Below are 15176 nucleotides of genomic sequence, written 5' to 3'. Positions count from 1 at the left end.
TGCAGTGGAGTGCGGCCGTCGTGTACGCGGCTTGGGCGATGTGGATTTGCTGGTGACGGGGCGGCGACATCTGCTTGGCTCGCTGATCCATGATGTCTTAATCCCCTTCAGATCGGGTCATCGATTCGGACAGCAAGGCAGAGTGGAGCCTGTAACCTTTAGGTGTGTCTTAATCCCCTTCAGATCGGGTCATCGATTCGGACAGGCAACCTCTAGCATGCGTGCTGAGAATAAGCGGTCTTAAACATCTCTCGTCAGGCCAAGCTGGTCAAGCTCGCGGACAAGATCTGTAATGTGCGGGATCTACTCGGCTCACCTCCAGTGGGCTGGCCCGCCGAGCGCAAGCTCGCCTATTTCGACTGGGCGGCCAAGGTGGTCGAGGGCGTCCGCGGCGTCCACCCGGAGCTCGAGGCGGTGTTCGATGGGCTCATCGCCAAGCACATCGAGCTGAGTTGAATTGGGCTGAGTGGGGCTCGGCTCGAGCCCTGACACAGCGAGCGGTCAGAGCCAACCCCGCCATTGCGGCGGGGCACTGCCCGAAAAAACGCGTTGTCGCGCCTCAGTACTTCCCGGTCAACTTCATGATGAGCTTATGGATGCCGTGATAGGACAGCGTCGGGGCCAGATACATGACGGCGCAGGTGCCCGTGCGCAGATGGATGCCCTTCTCCTTGGCGAGCGCCACGGCCTCCGGCGTGTCGTGGGCCATGTGCACCCAGACATCGCGGATACCAGCCTCGGCAGCGGCCGCGACCCAGTCCTTGGTCTCCGCTTTCGGCACCTCGACGATCAGGCCTTCCACGGGCTCAGGCAGCGCAGCCAGGCTCGGATAGGCCTTGTCGCCGTCGATGCTGTCGCTGCTCGGATCGATGGCATAGACCTTCTTGCCCTTGGCCTTGAGCCCGCGATAGCTGAGCAGCGGAAAGGGCTTGACCTTGGATCGGCCAACGACGCCGAAGCTGCCCAGATCGAAGAAGGATTCATAAGCGGATGGTTGCTTCTCCATGAGGATGCCCTTGTATGAGTGCTGTCGAACAGCCAGTAGTATAGCGAGTCGATGGAAACAGCACCTGGCCTCCGAATCGCTTCACTAGTCAGCGGCTGGGGCCGCCGAAAATGGCAGGGCCTCCTGCCCCGCGCAGAAAAGGCTGAATAAATCAGCGTTGCCTTAAGGAGACGCTGATTGATTGGGCATCCTGCCCAACAATCAGCACGCGATTCGAAAACACGGTTTCCGAATCGCTTCATCTTCAGCGGCTTGAGCCGCTGAAGATGGCGGGGCCTCCTGCCCCGCACGGGAAACGCTGAAGCAACCAGCGTTTCCCTAAAGCAGTGCTCGCCGTAGAAGATGGAATTGGCGCCGGCCAGGAAGCAGAGTGCCTGCAACTCGTCGCTCATCTCACTGCGTCCGGCCGAGAGGCGCACATGCGAGCGCGGCATGATGAGGCGCGCCGCCGCGACCACGCGCACGAACTCGAAGGGATCGAGTGCGTCGATGCCGAACAGCGGCGTGCCCTCGACCCGGACCAGCAGATTGATGGGGACGGACTCGGGATGCGCCGGCAGGTTGGCGAGCTGGCGCAGCATGGAGGCGCGGTCGCGGCGCGATTCGCCCATGCCGAGGATGCCGCCGCTACAGGTCTTGAGTCCGACCGCGCGGATGTGCTCCAGGGTGTCGAGTCGGTCCTGATAGGTGCGGGTGCTGATGACCTGACCGTAGAACTCGGGCGAGGTGTCGAGGTTGTGGTGGTAATAGTCGAGTCCGGCATCCTTGAGCCGGCGCGCCTGTTCGGCGGTCAGCATGCCGAGGGTGACGCAGGTCTCCAGCCCGAGCGCGTGGATGCCCTCGACCATGGCGATCACCTGTTCGAGATGGCGGTCGGTCGGGTTGCGCCAGGCCGCGCCCATGCAGAAGCGGGTGGCGCCCTGGGATTTGGCGGTGCGCGCGGCGTCCAGTACGGTGTCGAGCGGCAGGATGCGCTCGGGTTCGACGTCCGTTGCATGGCGCGCGCTCTGGCCGCAATAGCCGCAATCCTCGGGACAGGCGCCGGTCTTGATGCTCAGCAGGGTGCTGACCGGGATGGTGTTGGGATCGAAGTGGGCGCGGTGGACGCCCTGGGCCGTGAACAGACCAGCGTGCATTCAGGGCTATAACGACTGGCCATAGCAATCGCCGAAGGACTCAAGTTGGAGATTTTGAAAGCCTTGAAATATGCTTTCCGGATAGCCAGGAAAAGCAAAAAGACCTTATAAAAGAGTTGGTTGATTCTAGAAGAAGATATAAAGAGTCAGCTAGAGAGATTGATGAGGCAGCGAAGCGTTTTGATCATGTCGTGGATGGTAGAGACTATGAAATACCAAGCATTAACCCTGTAGAAGAAGACCTTATCGAATATACATAAAAGGGTCGTTTTCTTTACGCACGCTGACCGCCCCTCCAGGGCCTCCTGGAAGGGCGGTTTCGCGTAAAGAAACTGCGTAGATCGTTCTTATGTGAAGAAAAGGGTGCTACAGGGAATGTGCCTTGAAAGGCCTACGCCTGTACCTTGCGCGGTCGTCCCCCTTTGGCACCATTCGCTCTGGAAGCATGGCTCTTGGCCTGGCTACGGCTGCGCCCCCCTGCGGCGCCCAGCTGGCGAGCCATCCACTGTTTGGAGCCAAACTGCCCTTCCAGGAGGGCGGGAACGTAGAGGTCGGTATCGAGCTGAGGCCAGTGCAGGCCAAGCCCGGAGGGGGACACTTCGATCTCGGCCAAGGCATCCGGTGTGGCATCGTCGAGGCCTTCGACAAGATGCGGAGGAATCGCGAGCTCGAGCCCAGAGTGCAGGCGCACGATCACTCGGCGGGTGCGGCGGTCGTAGCGTGCGGCAACAGCATGGGCATGGTCGCGCGCGGCGGCCATGCGGGCCTCTGCCTGCTGGATGACATCATCAGTAATGGCCATGAATCTCCCTCCATTTGGCACATAACGCCAACAGCTCTTCTGACAGTGCCGACGCGATACGGTTGAGATCCTTCGAGTTGAATTGGTAACTCTCACGCAACTCGGGGGGACCGCTCGGGCAGTGCAGGATGAAGACTGCTTCACCGCCCTTGCCGATGACGTGCACATGCGCCGGTCGATGGTCGTTGGGGTAGATGACAGCTCTCAGGCCATCGAAACGGAGAATGGTTGGCATGAGGGTAGTCTAGCATAAACCCAAGCGGTTGGGTTTATGCTAGATCGGCCCGAGTCGGGAGGAGGAGCACACTGTCTGGCTTCTAACTGAAACCCGGACAGTCCCTGCGACCAGGAGCGCTCCCGCCCATGCCCGACAGGCCCCGACACTCCGCCCCGACAGCTTCTCCAGCCACTGAAACCCGGACAGTGCGCGGCCGTGCCGCCAACGACGCGGCCCGTGGCCGGCTGCACCTGACCCGCGACGAGGTGCATCGCTTGATGCGCGGCGCGCTTCGGCACAACCGGCATGGGCGGCGGCGATATTGACGGCGAGCGTCGTCTTGCCGACGCCCCCCTTCTGGTTGAGCGCTCCGATAATCACGAGCTTTCCTTTCCGCGAGGCAGGAAGCCGAGCGGCCCCCGGTAGGCGTCGGCGCGGGCGTATTGCCGCAGTGGCGAAGGGGCTGTGTCCCGAAGCCGCGGAGGCAATATGCAGAGCGCATCCGACACGCCGTCGAGCCATTTGAGGGCGCTGTCATGACCGGCGGACCAACGGGGAGTCGGTCATGGCGGCGAGCGCAGGGCGAACCGGGGCATCAATGGCTGTCGCCAAGGAGCGAGTCCGCCCGGCCGCAGGATGCACTCGGGCGAATTCACGAGCGACACGCGACACGCTGAAAAGCTGTAAATACGCTTTTCAGTAAAGTCGTAAAAACGTGGCACGTCAATCGTGCAAGGTCATCCCGCACAGCCTGGCGCTACTGGCTTGGGCGCGGCATGCTATACTTGTATAGCAAACTGCCTGTTGGAGGGCTCTAGCATGTTGGCGTTACGCCTACCTAGCGAAATTGAGGAGCGTCTTGAGGCCCTGGCCAAGGCCACCGGCCGTACCAAGAGCTTCTATGCCCGTGAGGCTATCCTGGAGCACCTGGACGACCTCGAGGACATCTACCTGGCCGAGAAGACCCTGGAGCAAGTGCGTCGGGGCGAGATGACGACCCACAGCCTGGACGACGTGGAGCGTGACCTTGGCCTGGCGGATTGAACTCACGGATGAAGCGGTCAAGCAGCTCAAGAAGATCGGTCATGCGGATGCCAAGCGCATCCGCGACTACCTGCGTGGCCGTATCCAGCCCCTGGAAGACCCGCGTCAGCTTGGTAAGCCACTGACCGGCCAGCTTGGCGAGCTGTGGCGATACCGGGTAGGCAACTACCGTCTCATTGCCAGTATCGAGGATGACGAGATCCGTGTTCTCGTCGTGCGGATTGGCCACCGTAGCAAGGTGTACCGGTAGCAGCAGGGGAGGAACCCGCTGCTGTTGGGTCAGGCTTGTTCAGCCTCCACTGCCTGATCACGTTTCTTCTGGAGGAGACGTAGTGCTGCATCCTCATAGCTCTCACCTGGGCGCGCCTGCTGCTCGATGAGATGGCGGGGAATGCCGAACAGTACGCCCTGGCTTCCCTGGTCCGCAGATGCTGTACGTTTGGGCTTACGCCGCTTGTCAGTGATACCTGACGCCTTCTTGTCGGTCTTCTCTCCGAACGTGAAGACGAAATGGCTGACACGTCGCCCGGTCTTTCGCTGACTCCACTTCACCCAGAGAGGGAAGTGTTCGTTGATCTGCTCAACGGCGGGCTCTATGACGCGCCGCTTGAGGTCGCGGATATTGCCATACCGCTCTTCAAGCTGGAGAGCTTCGACGGATAGGAAATTCAACCGCCTCTGCGAGCCCAAGGCGCCGTCAGGACGAGGTGTTAGCGAGGGCCAGAGGGCTGGTCAAGGCTCAACCGAGAGCGGCGCGGACCTCTCGGAGGTGTCGGAACGCGCTTTTGGCGGGGTTTGGGAGGAGATTGCAGGCGCAGCGGGCAGGCGTGAGATCAGCGGTGGCGGCACCCTCTGGGGCAGAAGATGGCGGTTACCAGGCAACGCGCTGATCAAACTCGACGTCGGGCTCGGGCTGGCCGAGGAGGTCCCAGTCGGGCATCGGCCCGAGATCCTCGTCCCAGGCGGGCGGTCCGCGCGCGGGGGCAATCGGCGGCGGTTCGGTGGGCTCACTTCCGCCTGGTGCTGGTCAAGCTTGTCGCTGAATTCGTTCAGCCGCTTGATCAAGAGTGGTTTCTGGGCTTTCAGAACCACTCTTCCGTGATCCTTGCCAAGTGACGGGGTGAGGCTCTTGCGGATTTCGTTGAGCGCATCTTCGAGCGGCTTGGATGAGAGCTTGCCGCCCTTCTCGATCAGCTCGAAGGTCGTCCTCAGCCGGCCTTCGATATCCTTGCTGCTGCCCAACGCTTGGATACCCTTCGGAATGGCCAAGCGATGGCGCTGTATTGCCGCCCCACTCAAGCTCAACTCCACGTACTGAAGATAGGGCTCAAACACACGGACTTGCCGTGCGACATCAAAGTTGACGGGCGGCGCTTCTTTCAGACTGGTATCGACAGCAGCAAAAGCATCTTTGCTCACTGGTTCCGATCCAACGTCCACGGGCAGGGCCGCAATGTGTTGCTTCTCCTCGGGCGTTGCGGCTTGGACCATAGCAATTGCCTTGGCGGCGGGAGAGAGGCGTGCCAATGCTTCCGCCACCTGCGCGCCCGACATCCGCATAGCGTTGGATGCCGCGCTGGGCGTTGGACTTGCCTCCAGATACAGCGGTGTTGGAGTGAAGAGATATCCAATTTCATCGACAATGACCAGCGCCATACGCAGCCCTGGGGCGCTGCGTACGATGACCCCCCTTTCTCGCAACAACCTGACGGCATCCAAGGAGCCATAGCCCATACGCATCACGCGCTCGTCGAAATCCAGACACACCGTTAGCATCTCCGGACCGACGCGGCCCACCACCTCTGCGAGAGCTGTTGCCACATCGTCCTGAATCCCAGGTCCGGCATAGCAGACGGCTCGCTCAGCTGAGGCGATGAAGGAGGCAATGTTAGCGGATGTCAGTGTTTGAAACAGGGCAGCGCTACTCATGCGAAATCTCCTGGTTTCTCCTTAACGGGACGAGCTCTTTAGGCGCGCCTCGGTGCACTGAGATCCACGCCATATTGCTCAGCTACGAGGTGGCAGCGATCCGTTTTGCTACGGAGCCTTCGAGGCTGTTTCATTGAACATTGCTCGATGGTAATCGAGGTAGCATGCGTGCTCGGTCGCCAGCCACCGCAATCTTAGAGGCCTGTTCAAACCGAGGCTCTCGATGTCCGACTTCGAGATGCTGTCCGAGACCAGCAAGCGACCTTCACTATCGAAAGTGATCAGGAACCGGTCGAACAACGCGTCCAAGTTGGCAGACAGGAGAAACCCGTTAAAAACATCCAGACGCTCCGCATCGGTTGCGCAGGCAGCCCAAGGCTTGGCATGGCTGGCACGGAGAACTTCTGGTAAGGCAATGCCGGTTACCGCACAGGCCTCGCCCCAGTAATCGAGCATGGCAGCGCGGAATGTCTGCTGTCCGATTCGTTGACGAACCATGACCTCGACCTCGGTTCCCTTTATCGCGTCGGGAAGCTTCTTGAGCTTCGATGCGACGGCGCTCTCGAAATCCAATTTCGCCTGGTTGGGGAGTGATTGAGCCAGCCCTGCTGCGCGCCGCAGCAAAAGCCGAAGGTACTTCGAGTTGTCACAGACGAACTGGTTATTGTTAGCAGGAAAGTGGCGGCGCAGTTCGGAAACGAGCAAAGTGTTTCCCTCAAGGACCCGCACGTTAAATGCGTTTCCAGCAAGCGTGACTTCGATTTGTGCCGAATGACGAGCGGATGCGAGGGTGACCCCAGACGCGGTTTCCGACGTCACGTGCTCAAAGCCGCAGTCGTAGACGCTCTTTGCGATCAGTGCGACCTGCAAAATGCTCACGGGCACCTACCGTCCAGCCTGAACCCGGTTCCACTCGATGGCGCGGCTGCGCCAGTGGTCACCGATGGCCTGGGTGAACTCGGCGCGAACCAGTTTAGCGCGCGACTCGCACCAATCCGCGGAGTCGCGACGGATGACCAGCCCCTCAAGTGGGCCGTCGCGGAAGCGGCTGCCGCTGTTGTTCACCAGCTTGACCAACTGCTGCAAGCTTGTCCGACCCTCGTGTAGCAGCGGTGGCCCCGACAGCTCGAGGGTATCGGCCAGAGTATTGCGCCGTCGAGCGCTCCAGAAGCGCTGCGCGTCCCGGTCATAGACATCGAATAGCAGGAACCAGTCCGGTAGCTCCGTGTACTCAAGGGAATGAACGGCTGCACACCACTCGCCGAACAGGATCAGATTCGGTTCCATCTGCTCGCGCCACCTCCACTCCCGCGTGCCAAGCCAGCTACCAAGGCGCGAGAATTGGCCGCGGTGGGGTCGGGTGAGGTACTGGCCGCGGTTCTGGGCGCGCAGGCTTCCATCTGGGCCGAAAGAGAGGCCCAGGTTCGCGCCGTCGATCTTTTCCTCGACACGAACCGGATCGGCAAGCAGCGCGGCCGCGTCTGCTGGTGATAGGACCTTGTCGTCGCGCGGGCTGCCTTCGCCAAGCCAGGCGAGATGTGAGGTGTGGGGGAAGCGGAAGAAGTCAGTCACGAGCGATCTGAGGCTCAGCGTCGTTTCTTCTCGGCATGCTTCTGACGCGACCAGGCTTCAATGATCGGCTCGAGCATGATCCGGTGCTTCACGAGATCCTCTTCCCAATCGTGCCAGTCGGTGTCGCCCGCAAACGCCACACAGCCTTCGCCGAAGTCTGCACAGGCAGCCAACGCGGCGGCAACCATCTTCTTGTCCGCCTCATCATGGACGACTCCAACAAGGGTTGCCGGCAGGACACCGTGCCCGTGTTCGTCGTAGTCGATGGCGACATTGTCAACGGCTGCAGTACTCCACTTGTGCAGCACGAACTGAATGCCAAAGTCGTTGAAACCGAGTTTGTTCTTGTACTCGTTAAGGATCTTGCCAGCGCGATCTAGAACCAGTCGTGAGGCTCCGGACTGAAAGGCGTCCAGCCACTGCCAGACTTGTTGCCTCAAAAGAGGATCGGGCGGCGTTGCATCGATGTCTTTAGGGTGAACGGGATCGGCAGCGCTGGCGGCGATGAGCACATTGGTGTCGACCACATAGCGCCCCCTCATCCCTTTTCCTCCTTCATGCGCTCGAACATCAGACGCGCCTGCTCTCGGGTTTCACCGAGCGCGTCGCCGAAGAACCCTTCCGGCCAGTTCTGCACGCGGCCGAATTGGTCGACCTCCAAGCTCAGGAGTTGCGCCGCCTTACCTTCGCGTTCAACGAAGTACATGGCAGATTCGCCGGGTTTGACGTCCTGGCGGGCGATCAAGGTTTGCATGCGCCGGAACAGGTGCTCTGAGTGACTCTCGACGATGAACTGCACCTGGCGCTCGCGAGCTTCCGCGGCCATCAGGTCTGCGAGCACGGACTGAGCCAGGGGATGGAGGTGGCTCTCGGGTTCTTCCAGAATGACGATGTGGCCGGGTTTGGCGAACAGCGCTGCGACGATCACAGGCAGCACCTGTGACACGCCGACACCGACGTCCTTGATGTTGGAGTGCTCGTCCTCGGTTTGGACCAGCAACTCGTATCGAGCCGAGGTTCCCAGCGGGCGAACCAAGAGGCCATCGGCCAGGTTCATCCGCCTTAGCCACTCAACGGTCTTTGTGAATAGGTGCCCTTCCGGTGGTGGCGGTTGCTTTCGACGCTTGGCTTGTTGAAGCGCCACGCCACTGGCAATCAGCGCATCGACGGCTTTTGCTCCGTCGTCGCCGATATGTGCTGGCATCCTCCCAGCCCAGACGTAGTCGCGTTGGGCGAGGCGGCGGATCGGCCCCAGGTAGATCATCCTGTCCAGCTCGTCTAGCAGCGAAGGTCCGATACCCTTGATGGCTTCTCCTCGTTTGCCGAGCTCGGCGATGGTCGCTGCCGAGAACGAGAAAGAGCGCTGCGGTCGATAGGCTGCGCTCTGGCCTACCTGGCTTTTCTCGTCGGCAAGTTGAAGGCGGTAGATGCCGGCCTTTCTTCGCTGAACGGTGAAACCCTGGCCGTCGCGGCCGAGCCGCAAGTATTCCAACTCGGCACTGCCTCCGGGGCCTGTGCGATAGCGGGCCGAAAACAGAGTGGTGACCCCGGAGCTGGCTGCAGCCTGCCAGCGGAACTCGATTCCGACCTGATTGGCCGGATTGCTGGGGCTGGCGATACCGTGGCGACAGAGCAAATCTCTGAACTGGCCCAGGGTCACTGTGTCGCCGGCGTCCGGGTTACCGAGGTTCAGATCAAGATTCGGGTCGTCACCCTTTGCCGTCTGACGGATCAAGAGCAGGCTTTGGATCAGGCTCGATTTTCCAGAGGAGTTGGTGCCCAAGAGCAGTGTGAGAGGAGCCAGGCGCATCGGCCCGGTGGTCCGCCAGATCTTGAAGTTGTTGAGTTTTAGGTGGGTCAGCATGCGACCGCGCTCCCGGTCACCATGCTCGCCACATCTGACGAGATCGGCCTCGTTCCTGCAAACGCACAGTCAACTCCAGGCCGAGACCAGCTCTGCTCGCATCGATTCGAGCGCCGGTGGCAGCTTGGCCCTACAGGTCAGCCCCAGATAGGTGGCAGCGCGTGTCGCACCAACATAGAGAAAGCGGCCGAAAAGGTCTGGCCACTGTTGGGCGAGATCGTCGATTCCGACGAAGAACACCGCCTCGAACTCGAGCCCCTTGATGTGCTCGACGCTGAACACGCGCACATCGCTACCAACGCCAAGAGACTGACCATCGGCACAGGCCACTGCACGCAGATTGATATCCTCAAGCAGGTGATTGAGCGATTCTGCCATCGGCTTGACTTGTTCCTCGGCGTTCACCAGAACGGCAATCGTCGGCAACTCGCCAATATTCACAATCTTCTCAACCTCCTGAATGCGCTCCACTAGCCAGATGGCAACGTCTTGAAAATCGCCGGCATCTTCCAGCAGCGACGGCGATACCCCAGTGTGATGCAGGTGCTCGGGCAACTGTCCGCGGCAATCGAGATCGCCGCCAAGGATTTCCAGCAGCTTGGCCGAAAACGCGTTGAGTCGTTGACTCTGGCGGTACACCGTTGTGATCGGTCTGGTGTCGATCCGACTGACGGCCCAAAGCGCTTGATCATGCGTGCGGGTCCCCCATTGGGTGATCCGTTGGTTGAAATCACCGCAGGCGAAGAATGCGTTCGTTTCCAGCCGTGTCAGTGAAGCCATACAGGCCAGCTGAAGGGGTGAGAAGTCGGTTGCCTCATCCACCAGCACCTGGTTGTAGAGCCGGTCGCGGATAGTCTGCAGGAACGCGAATCTGGGTTCGGTGCGATTCCTGGCGACGAAGGGTTGCGCCATGAGCTCCCGAGCGGTTCGGAGCGTCAGCAACAGCACAGCATCGAGCTCCATCGCGTCAAGATGGCGCGGATGCTGAATCTGCCCGTCGTACCATTGGTTGGCCTTGACGGCCTCCCTGCGGAACTGGCGGTAACTCGCTGGCACCTCTGAGACCGACCGCCTAGAGGCATTGACGAAACGGCGCAGGCCGTTCTGCGCGGCGATACTCTCACCGATGGAATGGAGCTCATCCTTTAATGGCAGTCGGCTCTTGCCGAGCCAATCGCGGATCTTGGCCGCAGCGCTCGTCTTTGGTACGGAGCGTTTCAGGAAGGTCAAGCGCGCAAGCGTCCTGATGCTGCGGTTGTAAACCTGCACAGCCTTCTGCGACGACGTTTGCTGCTGCTCGGGCTCATCGCCCGCATCGTCGTCGAATTCGCCGTCCGCATCAGCTTCGTCGTCTACCTGTAAGGAATCGATGAACGCAGCGAGCTGGTCGACGAAGTCGCGGTCCTGATTCAAAGACCGGATCAGCCCCTTCCTTACGCTCTGATCGGACTCTTCCTTCAGTGATTTCAGCAACGGAATCAATTGCGACTCCAATCCATCCAGCGCACGGTAAGCGGCCATCAAATCACCACCTTCAGCCGTGGCCATGATATCCACAAGGCTTCGGACCAAATCGGCCCCGACCACATGATGGAGTTGAACCAAGATCGTCAACCCTTGCTGTAGCTGGCCCAGCAGGCGTTGTTTGTGAAAGGCATGAAGGGCATCGAACCACTGCGTGGGCGCCTGCTCGACAGCAGGCCGTAGGTGGTGACTCGACGCTTTGAGGACGAACCTCCCGGTTTCCGATGAGGACTGTTGCAGAATGCCCAGCGTATTACGGGCCAGCTCACCGCGTTGGGTTTCCCACGTCTTGATGCGCGCGTCAGAGGCCGGAACCTGTTCGCGGCTGAACGCTTCCTTGACGAAATGCTTGAGCAGATCAGTTGGCGTAAACATGACCCAACTTTGCTCGTGCGGCTGCTGCGGATGGTCGATCCTTTCAACTAGTGAAGTCTCTTCCGGGGTCAGTAGTGCACGATCAAGCTTCTGACCCAACCGCCGGATCAGCGTCGTCGTCTTTCCTGTGCCCGGCGGTCCGAGGATCAAAAGTTGGCTATCGAGGGGCAGACGGAAGATCTCATCCTGAAACCTGTCAAGGATCGGCTGATCGCGTAACGCCATGGAGCGGCGTACTTCGTGACGCAGACCCTCGAGCACGGTGTCCGATGGGCTGCCCTGCAGAAGCGCGTCCAGTAATGCCTCGGCATCCGCCTCTTCCAGGCGCCCTCGCAATAGGGCTTGCAGCGACTCGACGGTCAGCGGTCCGAAGTCTTCCCCTTGGACGGTGGTGTTGAGCGAGTCCCAGGCGCCGTCCTTGAAACGCGGCTGGTACTTGATGTTCTCCAGTAGCTCGAAGTGTCTGCTCTTGCCCGCGATCTGGAGCGTGATCTCGGTACCCACAGTGAGTGAAGCCAGGCGGCCCACCACCGACCCATAGCTTGCCAGCTTGCTGCCGTTGTGTAGCGCAACCGTCGACTTGCGGGCAATGTAGTAGGTGTGGCGCTCGCCTTCCTCGTCCAGCGCCTGGACGCGGCAGATCGCAGGCTCTCGCGTGAGCTCCCGGTAGCCGGTGACGTTGGTGGCACTGATGGCAGACAGCTTCTTCGAAGCAGCAACGCCGCTGTTGAAGGTATTCGTGTGGATAAAGGCGTCGGCTCCGCTCGTCCGCGCGGCATCCAACCGTTCCTGGGCGGCGGCTGCAATGGCTTTGAAATTCGCCAATGTTTCCGACGATACTGCCTTCAGATACTCATTCGCTTGATCAGTCACTTTGGGGCTCCTTGTACCGCTTTGTCAGTCTCAAACCCAATGTGCCTTCGGCGCGTGTCGGCGGATGCCCGATTTCGGTGGTCTCTGGCACCGAGAAGATCTCGCAGGGGAGATCATCGACGCGGTGGCCTCGTCGGCGCGCCGTCACCTTTTCTGGTTACGCAATGCCATGGCCCGGTCACTGATCTGCTGGATGCTGAGGTCCTGGTCGAGCTGGCGGCGCCATTCGGTGTAGTCGAAGGGTTCACGCTGGATCAGGGCGATGAAGCGCTCGGCCTCGACGTCGCCGAGGTACTGACTGAGGACCTCGACGCCTCGGCTCTTGATTTCGGTATCGGTGCTCATGGCGATGTCTCTTTGATAAAAGCGATTGGATCCAGGACCAGGAGCCCCTGGATCTGATCGGCCCGCTTCAGTATGCCGTCATCGGTCGTCAGAAAGCAGCTGGCTTCGCCATGCAGGGCACAGGCGATATGCAAGGCGTCCAGGTTGCGCAAGCCCAGGCGGCCAAGTTGATCGGCCTGGGCGATTAGCTCGTCGCTGGCCTCGACATCAGCGATGGCATAACGGCGCCACTTGGCAATCTGCTCACGGCGCTCGCGGAAGGGGTTGCGGCCGTTCTCGTAATCCAGCAGGTAGGACCAGACGAGCTGATAGCTGCCCGCACGCACCTCGCCTTGAATGTGCAGCTTGGCCTCCGTCTCCAGTCGCACGCGCAGCTGCGACTGGTCGTCGAAGGGCCGGTTGAAGCAACAGTTATCGAGATAGAGACGCGTCACCGCCGCGGTCATTTCAGCGCGCCACGCTCCAGCTTGTCCCAGGCCTCCAGCACCAGACGCTGGGTGCGATACTCGCCGTGCTCGCGGATCTCCCGATTCTTGAGTACGCGGAAGGTCTCGGAGGGGTAGTCCTCTCCCATGACGTCGGCGGGGTCGAGGATGAAGCGCAGCTCGTCGCGGGTCAGGCCGTAGAGGCGGGCATAGTAGGCGTCGAGCTCGGCGCGCAGCTGGGCGCGTCGGTCGGGCTCGAACCGGAACGGCGGGCCATTGTAGCCGAGGTCTTCGGCCCAGGATTTGAGGTCGTTGGCGGTGTAGGTGAGCGCAACGACACGCGAATTAATGAACCCCAGATCGGTTTCACTGTATCGACTGGGGGACAAGGCTGGTAGCTGTTTGTAGATGAAGTAATTCAGATGCGTGCCGCCGACCTTATGGCGTGCCACGAAGTCGAAAACCAGCGCTACTAGGTTCCCTAGCAGCGCGGCGAAGGTTTCGGGGTTGGTGGCGTCCGCAAAGAGCATCAACGGCATCTGGTTGCCTACGCCACTGCTAGGAATCACCGACGCAATCACCGTCCGCTCATCCGTCGCACGGCAGATATCCCGCCATCCCATCAACCACCCTCGATCCCAACCCTTGACCGACAGGCGCTGCTCGACCTCGAACCGGTCGATCCAGTAACGCGGCGTTACCTCAAAGTCCGGATCAGCCTTTTCTTCGAGCGTTACATCCCGGCTGCCCCCGTCCTCGTAGGTCGCCCAGCGATGATCGAACTGGTGGATCATCTTGGCTTCGTAGAGCGAAAGCCGATTGTCGCTCGGCTCGCCGGCGAACAGATGGCTATCGTTGGACATGTGCATCATCGCCATGAAGCGGATGCCCCAGGGGTTGCCGTCGGGGTTGCCATCCTCGATCAACACCGGTGCCGCGCGATACAGCTTCTTGGTCAGCTCCGCGTCGCGCTCGCTGCGGAAGACAGGGCAGGTCAGGGTGTTGGGGTTGATCAGCCGGAACTCCTCCGGCGTCAGGGTGAACCGACGGCGGGGGTCGGTCAGCTGCGGGGTCTGTGTCGCAAAGAAAACAAACTCAGACTGTTTTGCCGCGCCTAGCGTGAGCAGGCAGAATTTGACGCGGCTATCAACATCGGTGAACAGCCGTTCGCGATTCTCCAGATCCAGCAGACTGACCAGGCGAGCGCTTTGGGAGATCTGGCCGAAAAACGCCTTGGTCGAATCGTCGGTCGCAATCCCCGTCGGCACGATGAACCCAGCTCGGCCGGCCTCACCAGTGAGCTGGTCCATGGTCTCGGCGAATAGCGCATAGGTGTTCACGTCCCCGACACCGGTCAGCGGGAAACGCCCACCGTTATCGCCCTTGACATGGACGAACAGGCTCAGGGCCTCGGCGGTGCGGCGGGCCTTGAGGAAGTCCCGGTACAGCCGTCGTTCCGCGGCACTGGTCTGCTCGCTGGGCGCGACGTCTGGGTATAGATTGGCGGCAAGCTGGCCATCGGCGAGCCAGTCGATGCGCTGCGTCCGCTCGGCCTTGTTCCTGGCCTCGGTGACCATGGGCGAACGGGTGGCGAAGAACTCCTCCTCCTGGAGCTTGATGCGCTCCCAGGGCGGATTCCCGAGCACGCAGTCGAAACCGCCGCGCGCGAAGACCTGCGGAAACCGGAGCGGCCAGTGGAAGACGCCGGCCACGGATAGGAAATTCAACCGCCTCTGCGAGCCCAAGGCGCCGTCAGGACGAGGTGTTAGCGAGGGCCAGAGGGCTGGTCAAGGCTCAACCGAGAGCGGCGCGGACCTCTCGGAGGTGTCGGAACGCGCTTTTGGCGGGGTTTGGGAGGAGATTGCAGGCGCAGCGGGCAGGCGTGAGATCAGCGGTGGCGGCACCCTCTGGGGCAGAAGATGGCGGTTACCAGGCAACGCGCTGATCAAACTCGACGTCGGGCTCGGGCTGGCCGAGGAGGTCCCAGTCGGGCATCGGCCCGAGATCCTCGTCCCAGGCGGGCGGTCCGCGCGCGGGGGCAATCGGCGGCGGTTCGGTGGGCTC

16 protein-coding genes and 1 pseudogene are annotated in these 15176 nt (G+C 61.0%); 3 read left to right on the top strand and 14 right to left on the bottom strand.

Annotation, left to right across the window (positions count from 1 at the left end; genetic code table 11):
* The first annotated feature begins 294 nt into the window (after nucleotides 1-294).
* Complete coding sequence (locus tag F2Q65_RS18445; RefSeq protein WP_211354099.1) at nucleotides 295-456, top strand: hypothetical protein; 162 nt, start codon at nucleotides 295-297, stop codon at nucleotides 454-456.
* Nucleotides 457-559: 103 nt separating this feature from the next.
* Here F2Q65_RS18445 and F2Q65_RS18440 read toward each other — a convergent pair whose 3' ends face one another.
* The 4 genes and pseudogenes from F2Q65_RS18440 to F2Q65_RS18425 all read right to left on the bottom strand — a co-directional run bounded on the left by F2Q65_RS18440 (nucleotide 560) and on the right by F2Q65_RS18425 (nucleotide 3179).
* The gene (locus F2Q65_RS18440; protein WP_150094869.1) at nucleotides 560-1006 is read right to left on the bottom strand and encodes a CoA-binding protein; all 447 of its coding nucleotides are present in this window, start codon (nucleotides 1004-1006) and stop codon (nucleotides 560-562) included.
* Between the two features lie 329 nt (nucleotides 1007-1335).
* Nucleotides 1336-2130: pseudogene (bioB, locus tag F2Q65_RS18435) on the bottom strand (biotin synthase BioB); the annotation flags it as partial.
* A 403-nt stretch (nucleotides 2131-2533) separates the two neighbouring features.
* Nucleotides 2534-2944 (bottom strand): DUF2442 domain-containing protein, encoded by a 411-nt coding sequence (locus F2Q65_RS18430; RefSeq protein ID WP_150094868.1) that lies wholly within the window; start codon nucleotides 2942-2944, stop codon nucleotides 2534-2536.
* Nucleotides 2931-3179 (bottom strand): DUF4160 domain-containing protein, encoded by a 249-nt coding sequence (locus F2Q65_RS18425; RefSeq protein ID WP_083868104.1) that lies wholly within the window; start codon nucleotides 3177-3179, stop codon nucleotides 2931-2933. Before F2Q65_RS18425 ends, F2Q65_RS18430 begins: the two co-directional genes overlap by 14 nt.
* A gap of 801 nt (nucleotides 3180-3980) precedes the next feature.
* Between F2Q65_RS18425 and relB the strand changes: the two genes are divergently transcribed.
* A complete protein-coding gene (relB, locus tag F2Q65_RS18410) occupies nucleotides 3981-4205 on the top strand; it encodes a type II toxin-antitoxin system RelB family antitoxin (protein WP_150094867.1) in 225 nt (74 codons plus the stop codon).
* The gene (locus tag F2Q65_RS18405; protein ID WP_150094866.1) at nucleotides 4189-4455 is read left to right on the top strand and encodes a type II toxin-antitoxin system RelE family toxin; all 267 of its coding nucleotides are present in this window, start codon (nucleotides 4189-4191) and stop codon (nucleotides 4453-4455) included. Before relB ends, F2Q65_RS18405 begins: the two co-directional genes overlap by 17 nt.
* Before the next feature lie 29 nt (nucleotides 4456-4484).
* Here F2Q65_RS18405 and F2Q65_RS18400 read toward each other — a convergent pair whose 3' ends face one another.
* The 10 genes from F2Q65_RS18400 to F2Q65_RS18355 all read right to left on the bottom strand — a co-directional run bounded on the left by F2Q65_RS18400 (nucleotide 4485) and on the right by F2Q65_RS18355 (nucleotide 14824).
* A complete protein-coding gene (locus F2Q65_RS18400) occupies nucleotides 4485-4877 on the bottom strand; it encodes a replication initiation protein (RefSeq protein ID WP_246156363.1) in 393 nt (130 codons plus the stop codon).
* Nucleotides 4878-4937: 60 nt separating this feature from the next.
* Nucleotides 4938-6134 carry a hypothetical protein gene (locus tag F2Q65_RS18395; RefSeq protein ID WP_150094864.1) on the bottom strand — a complete coding sequence of 399 codons (1197 nt, stop codon included), beginning with the start codon at nucleotides 6132-6134 and terminating at the stop codon, nucleotides 4938-4940.
* A 108-nt stretch (nucleotides 6135-6242) separates the two neighbouring features.
* Nucleotides 6243-7013: an HNH endonuclease gene (locus F2Q65_RS18390; RefSeq protein ID WP_150094863.1), complete on the bottom strand. Its 771-nt coding sequence runs from the start codon at nucleotides 7011-7013 to the stop codon at nucleotides 6243-6245.
* Nucleotides 7014-7019: 6 nt separating this feature from the next.
* Nucleotides 7020-7706 carry an RNA ligase family protein gene (locus F2Q65_RS18385; RefSeq protein WP_150094862.1) on the bottom strand — a complete coding sequence of 229 codons (687 nt, stop codon included), beginning with the start codon at nucleotides 7704-7706 and terminating at the stop codon, nucleotides 7020-7022.
* A 14-nt stretch (nucleotides 7707-7720) separates the two neighbouring features.
* A complete protein-coding gene (locus F2Q65_RS18380; RefSeq protein ID WP_150094861.1) occupies nucleotides 7721-8248 on the bottom strand; it encodes a hypothetical protein in 528 nt (175 codons plus the stop codon).
* Entirely contained in the window at nucleotides 8245-9570 is a 1326-nt protein-coding gene (locus F2Q65_RS18375) for an AAA family ATPase (RefSeq protein WP_150094860.1), read from the bottom strand. Before F2Q65_RS18375 ends, F2Q65_RS18380 begins: the two co-directional genes overlap by 4 nt.
* A 69-nt stretch (nucleotides 9571-9639) precedes the next feature.
* Entirely contained in the window at nucleotides 9640-12342 is a 2703-nt protein-coding gene (locus F2Q65_RS18370; protein ID WP_150094859.1) for an ATP-binding domain-containing protein, read from the bottom strand.
* 144 nt (nucleotides 12343-12486) lie between these two features.
* Nucleotides 12487-12687, bottom strand: a complete 201-nt coding sequence (locus F2Q65_RS18365; RefSeq protein WP_150094858.1) for a hypothetical protein — start codon at nucleotides 12685-12687, stop codon at nucleotides 12487-12489.
* Nucleotides 12684-13133: a PIN domain-containing protein gene (locus F2Q65_RS18360; protein WP_150094857.1), complete on the bottom strand. Its 450-nt coding sequence runs from the start codon at nucleotides 13131-13133 to the stop codon at nucleotides 12684-12686. Before F2Q65_RS18360 ends, F2Q65_RS18365 begins: the two co-directional genes overlap by 4 nt.
* Nucleotides 13130-14824 carry an Eco57I restriction-modification methylase domain-containing protein gene (locus tag F2Q65_RS18355; protein ID WP_211354098.1) on the bottom strand — a complete coding sequence of 565 codons (1695 nt, stop codon included), beginning with the start codon at nucleotides 14822-14824 and terminating at the stop codon, nucleotides 13130-13132. The genes F2Q65_RS18360 and F2Q65_RS18355 overlap by 4 nt, the downstream gene beginning before the upstream one ends.
* Nucleotides 14825-15176 lie beyond the last annotated feature (352 nt).

The sequence above is a fragment of the Thiohalocapsa marina genome (assembly GCF_008632335.1).
Taxonomy (GTDB): Bacteria; Pseudomonadota; Gammaproteobacteria; order Chromatiales; family Chromatiaceae; genus Thiohalocapsa; species Thiohalocapsa marina.
The sequence above is the reverse complement of the archived record's forward strand: the minus strand, read 5'-3'. Positions and strand labels throughout refer to the sequence as shown.

Excerpts from the sequence above, each read along its gene's own strand:
- F2Q65_RS18440 (WP_150094869.1), bottom strand. The coding sequence starts at position 1,006 with ATGGAGAAGCAACCATCCGCTTATGAATCCTTCTTCGATCTGGGCAGC.
- F2Q65_RS18430 (WP_150094868.1), bottom strand. The coding sequence starts at position 2,944 with ATGGCCATTACTGATGATGTCATCCAGCAGGCAGAGGCCCGCATGGCC.
- F2Q65_RS18425 (WP_083868104.1), bottom strand. The coding sequence starts at position 3,179 with ATGCCAACCATTCTCCGTTTCGATGGCCTGAGAGCTGTCATCTACCCC.
- relB (WP_150094867.1), top strand. The coding sequence starts at position 3,981 with ATGTTGGCGTTACGCCTACCTAGCGAAATTGAGGAGCGTCTTGAGGCC.
- F2Q65_RS18395 (WP_150094864.1), bottom strand. The coding sequence starts at position 6,134 with ATGAGTAGCGCTGCCCTGTTTCAAACACTGACATCCGCTAACATTGCC.
- F2Q65_RS18380 (WP_150094861.1), bottom strand. The coding sequence starts at position 8,248 with ATGAGGGGGCGCTATGTGGTCGACACCAATGTGCTCATCGCCGCCAGC.
- F2Q65_RS18375 (WP_150094860.1), bottom strand. The coding sequence starts at position 9,570 with ATGCTGACCCACCTAAAACTCAACAACTTCAAGATCTGGCGGACCACC.
- F2Q65_RS18365 (WP_150094858.1), bottom strand. The coding sequence starts at position 12,687 with ATGAGCACCGATACCGAAATCAAGAGCCGAGGCGTCGAGGTCCTCAGT.
- F2Q65_RS18360 (WP_150094857.1), bottom strand. The coding sequence starts at position 13,133 with ATGACCGCGGCGGTGACGCGTCTCTATCTCGATAACTGTTGCTTCAAC.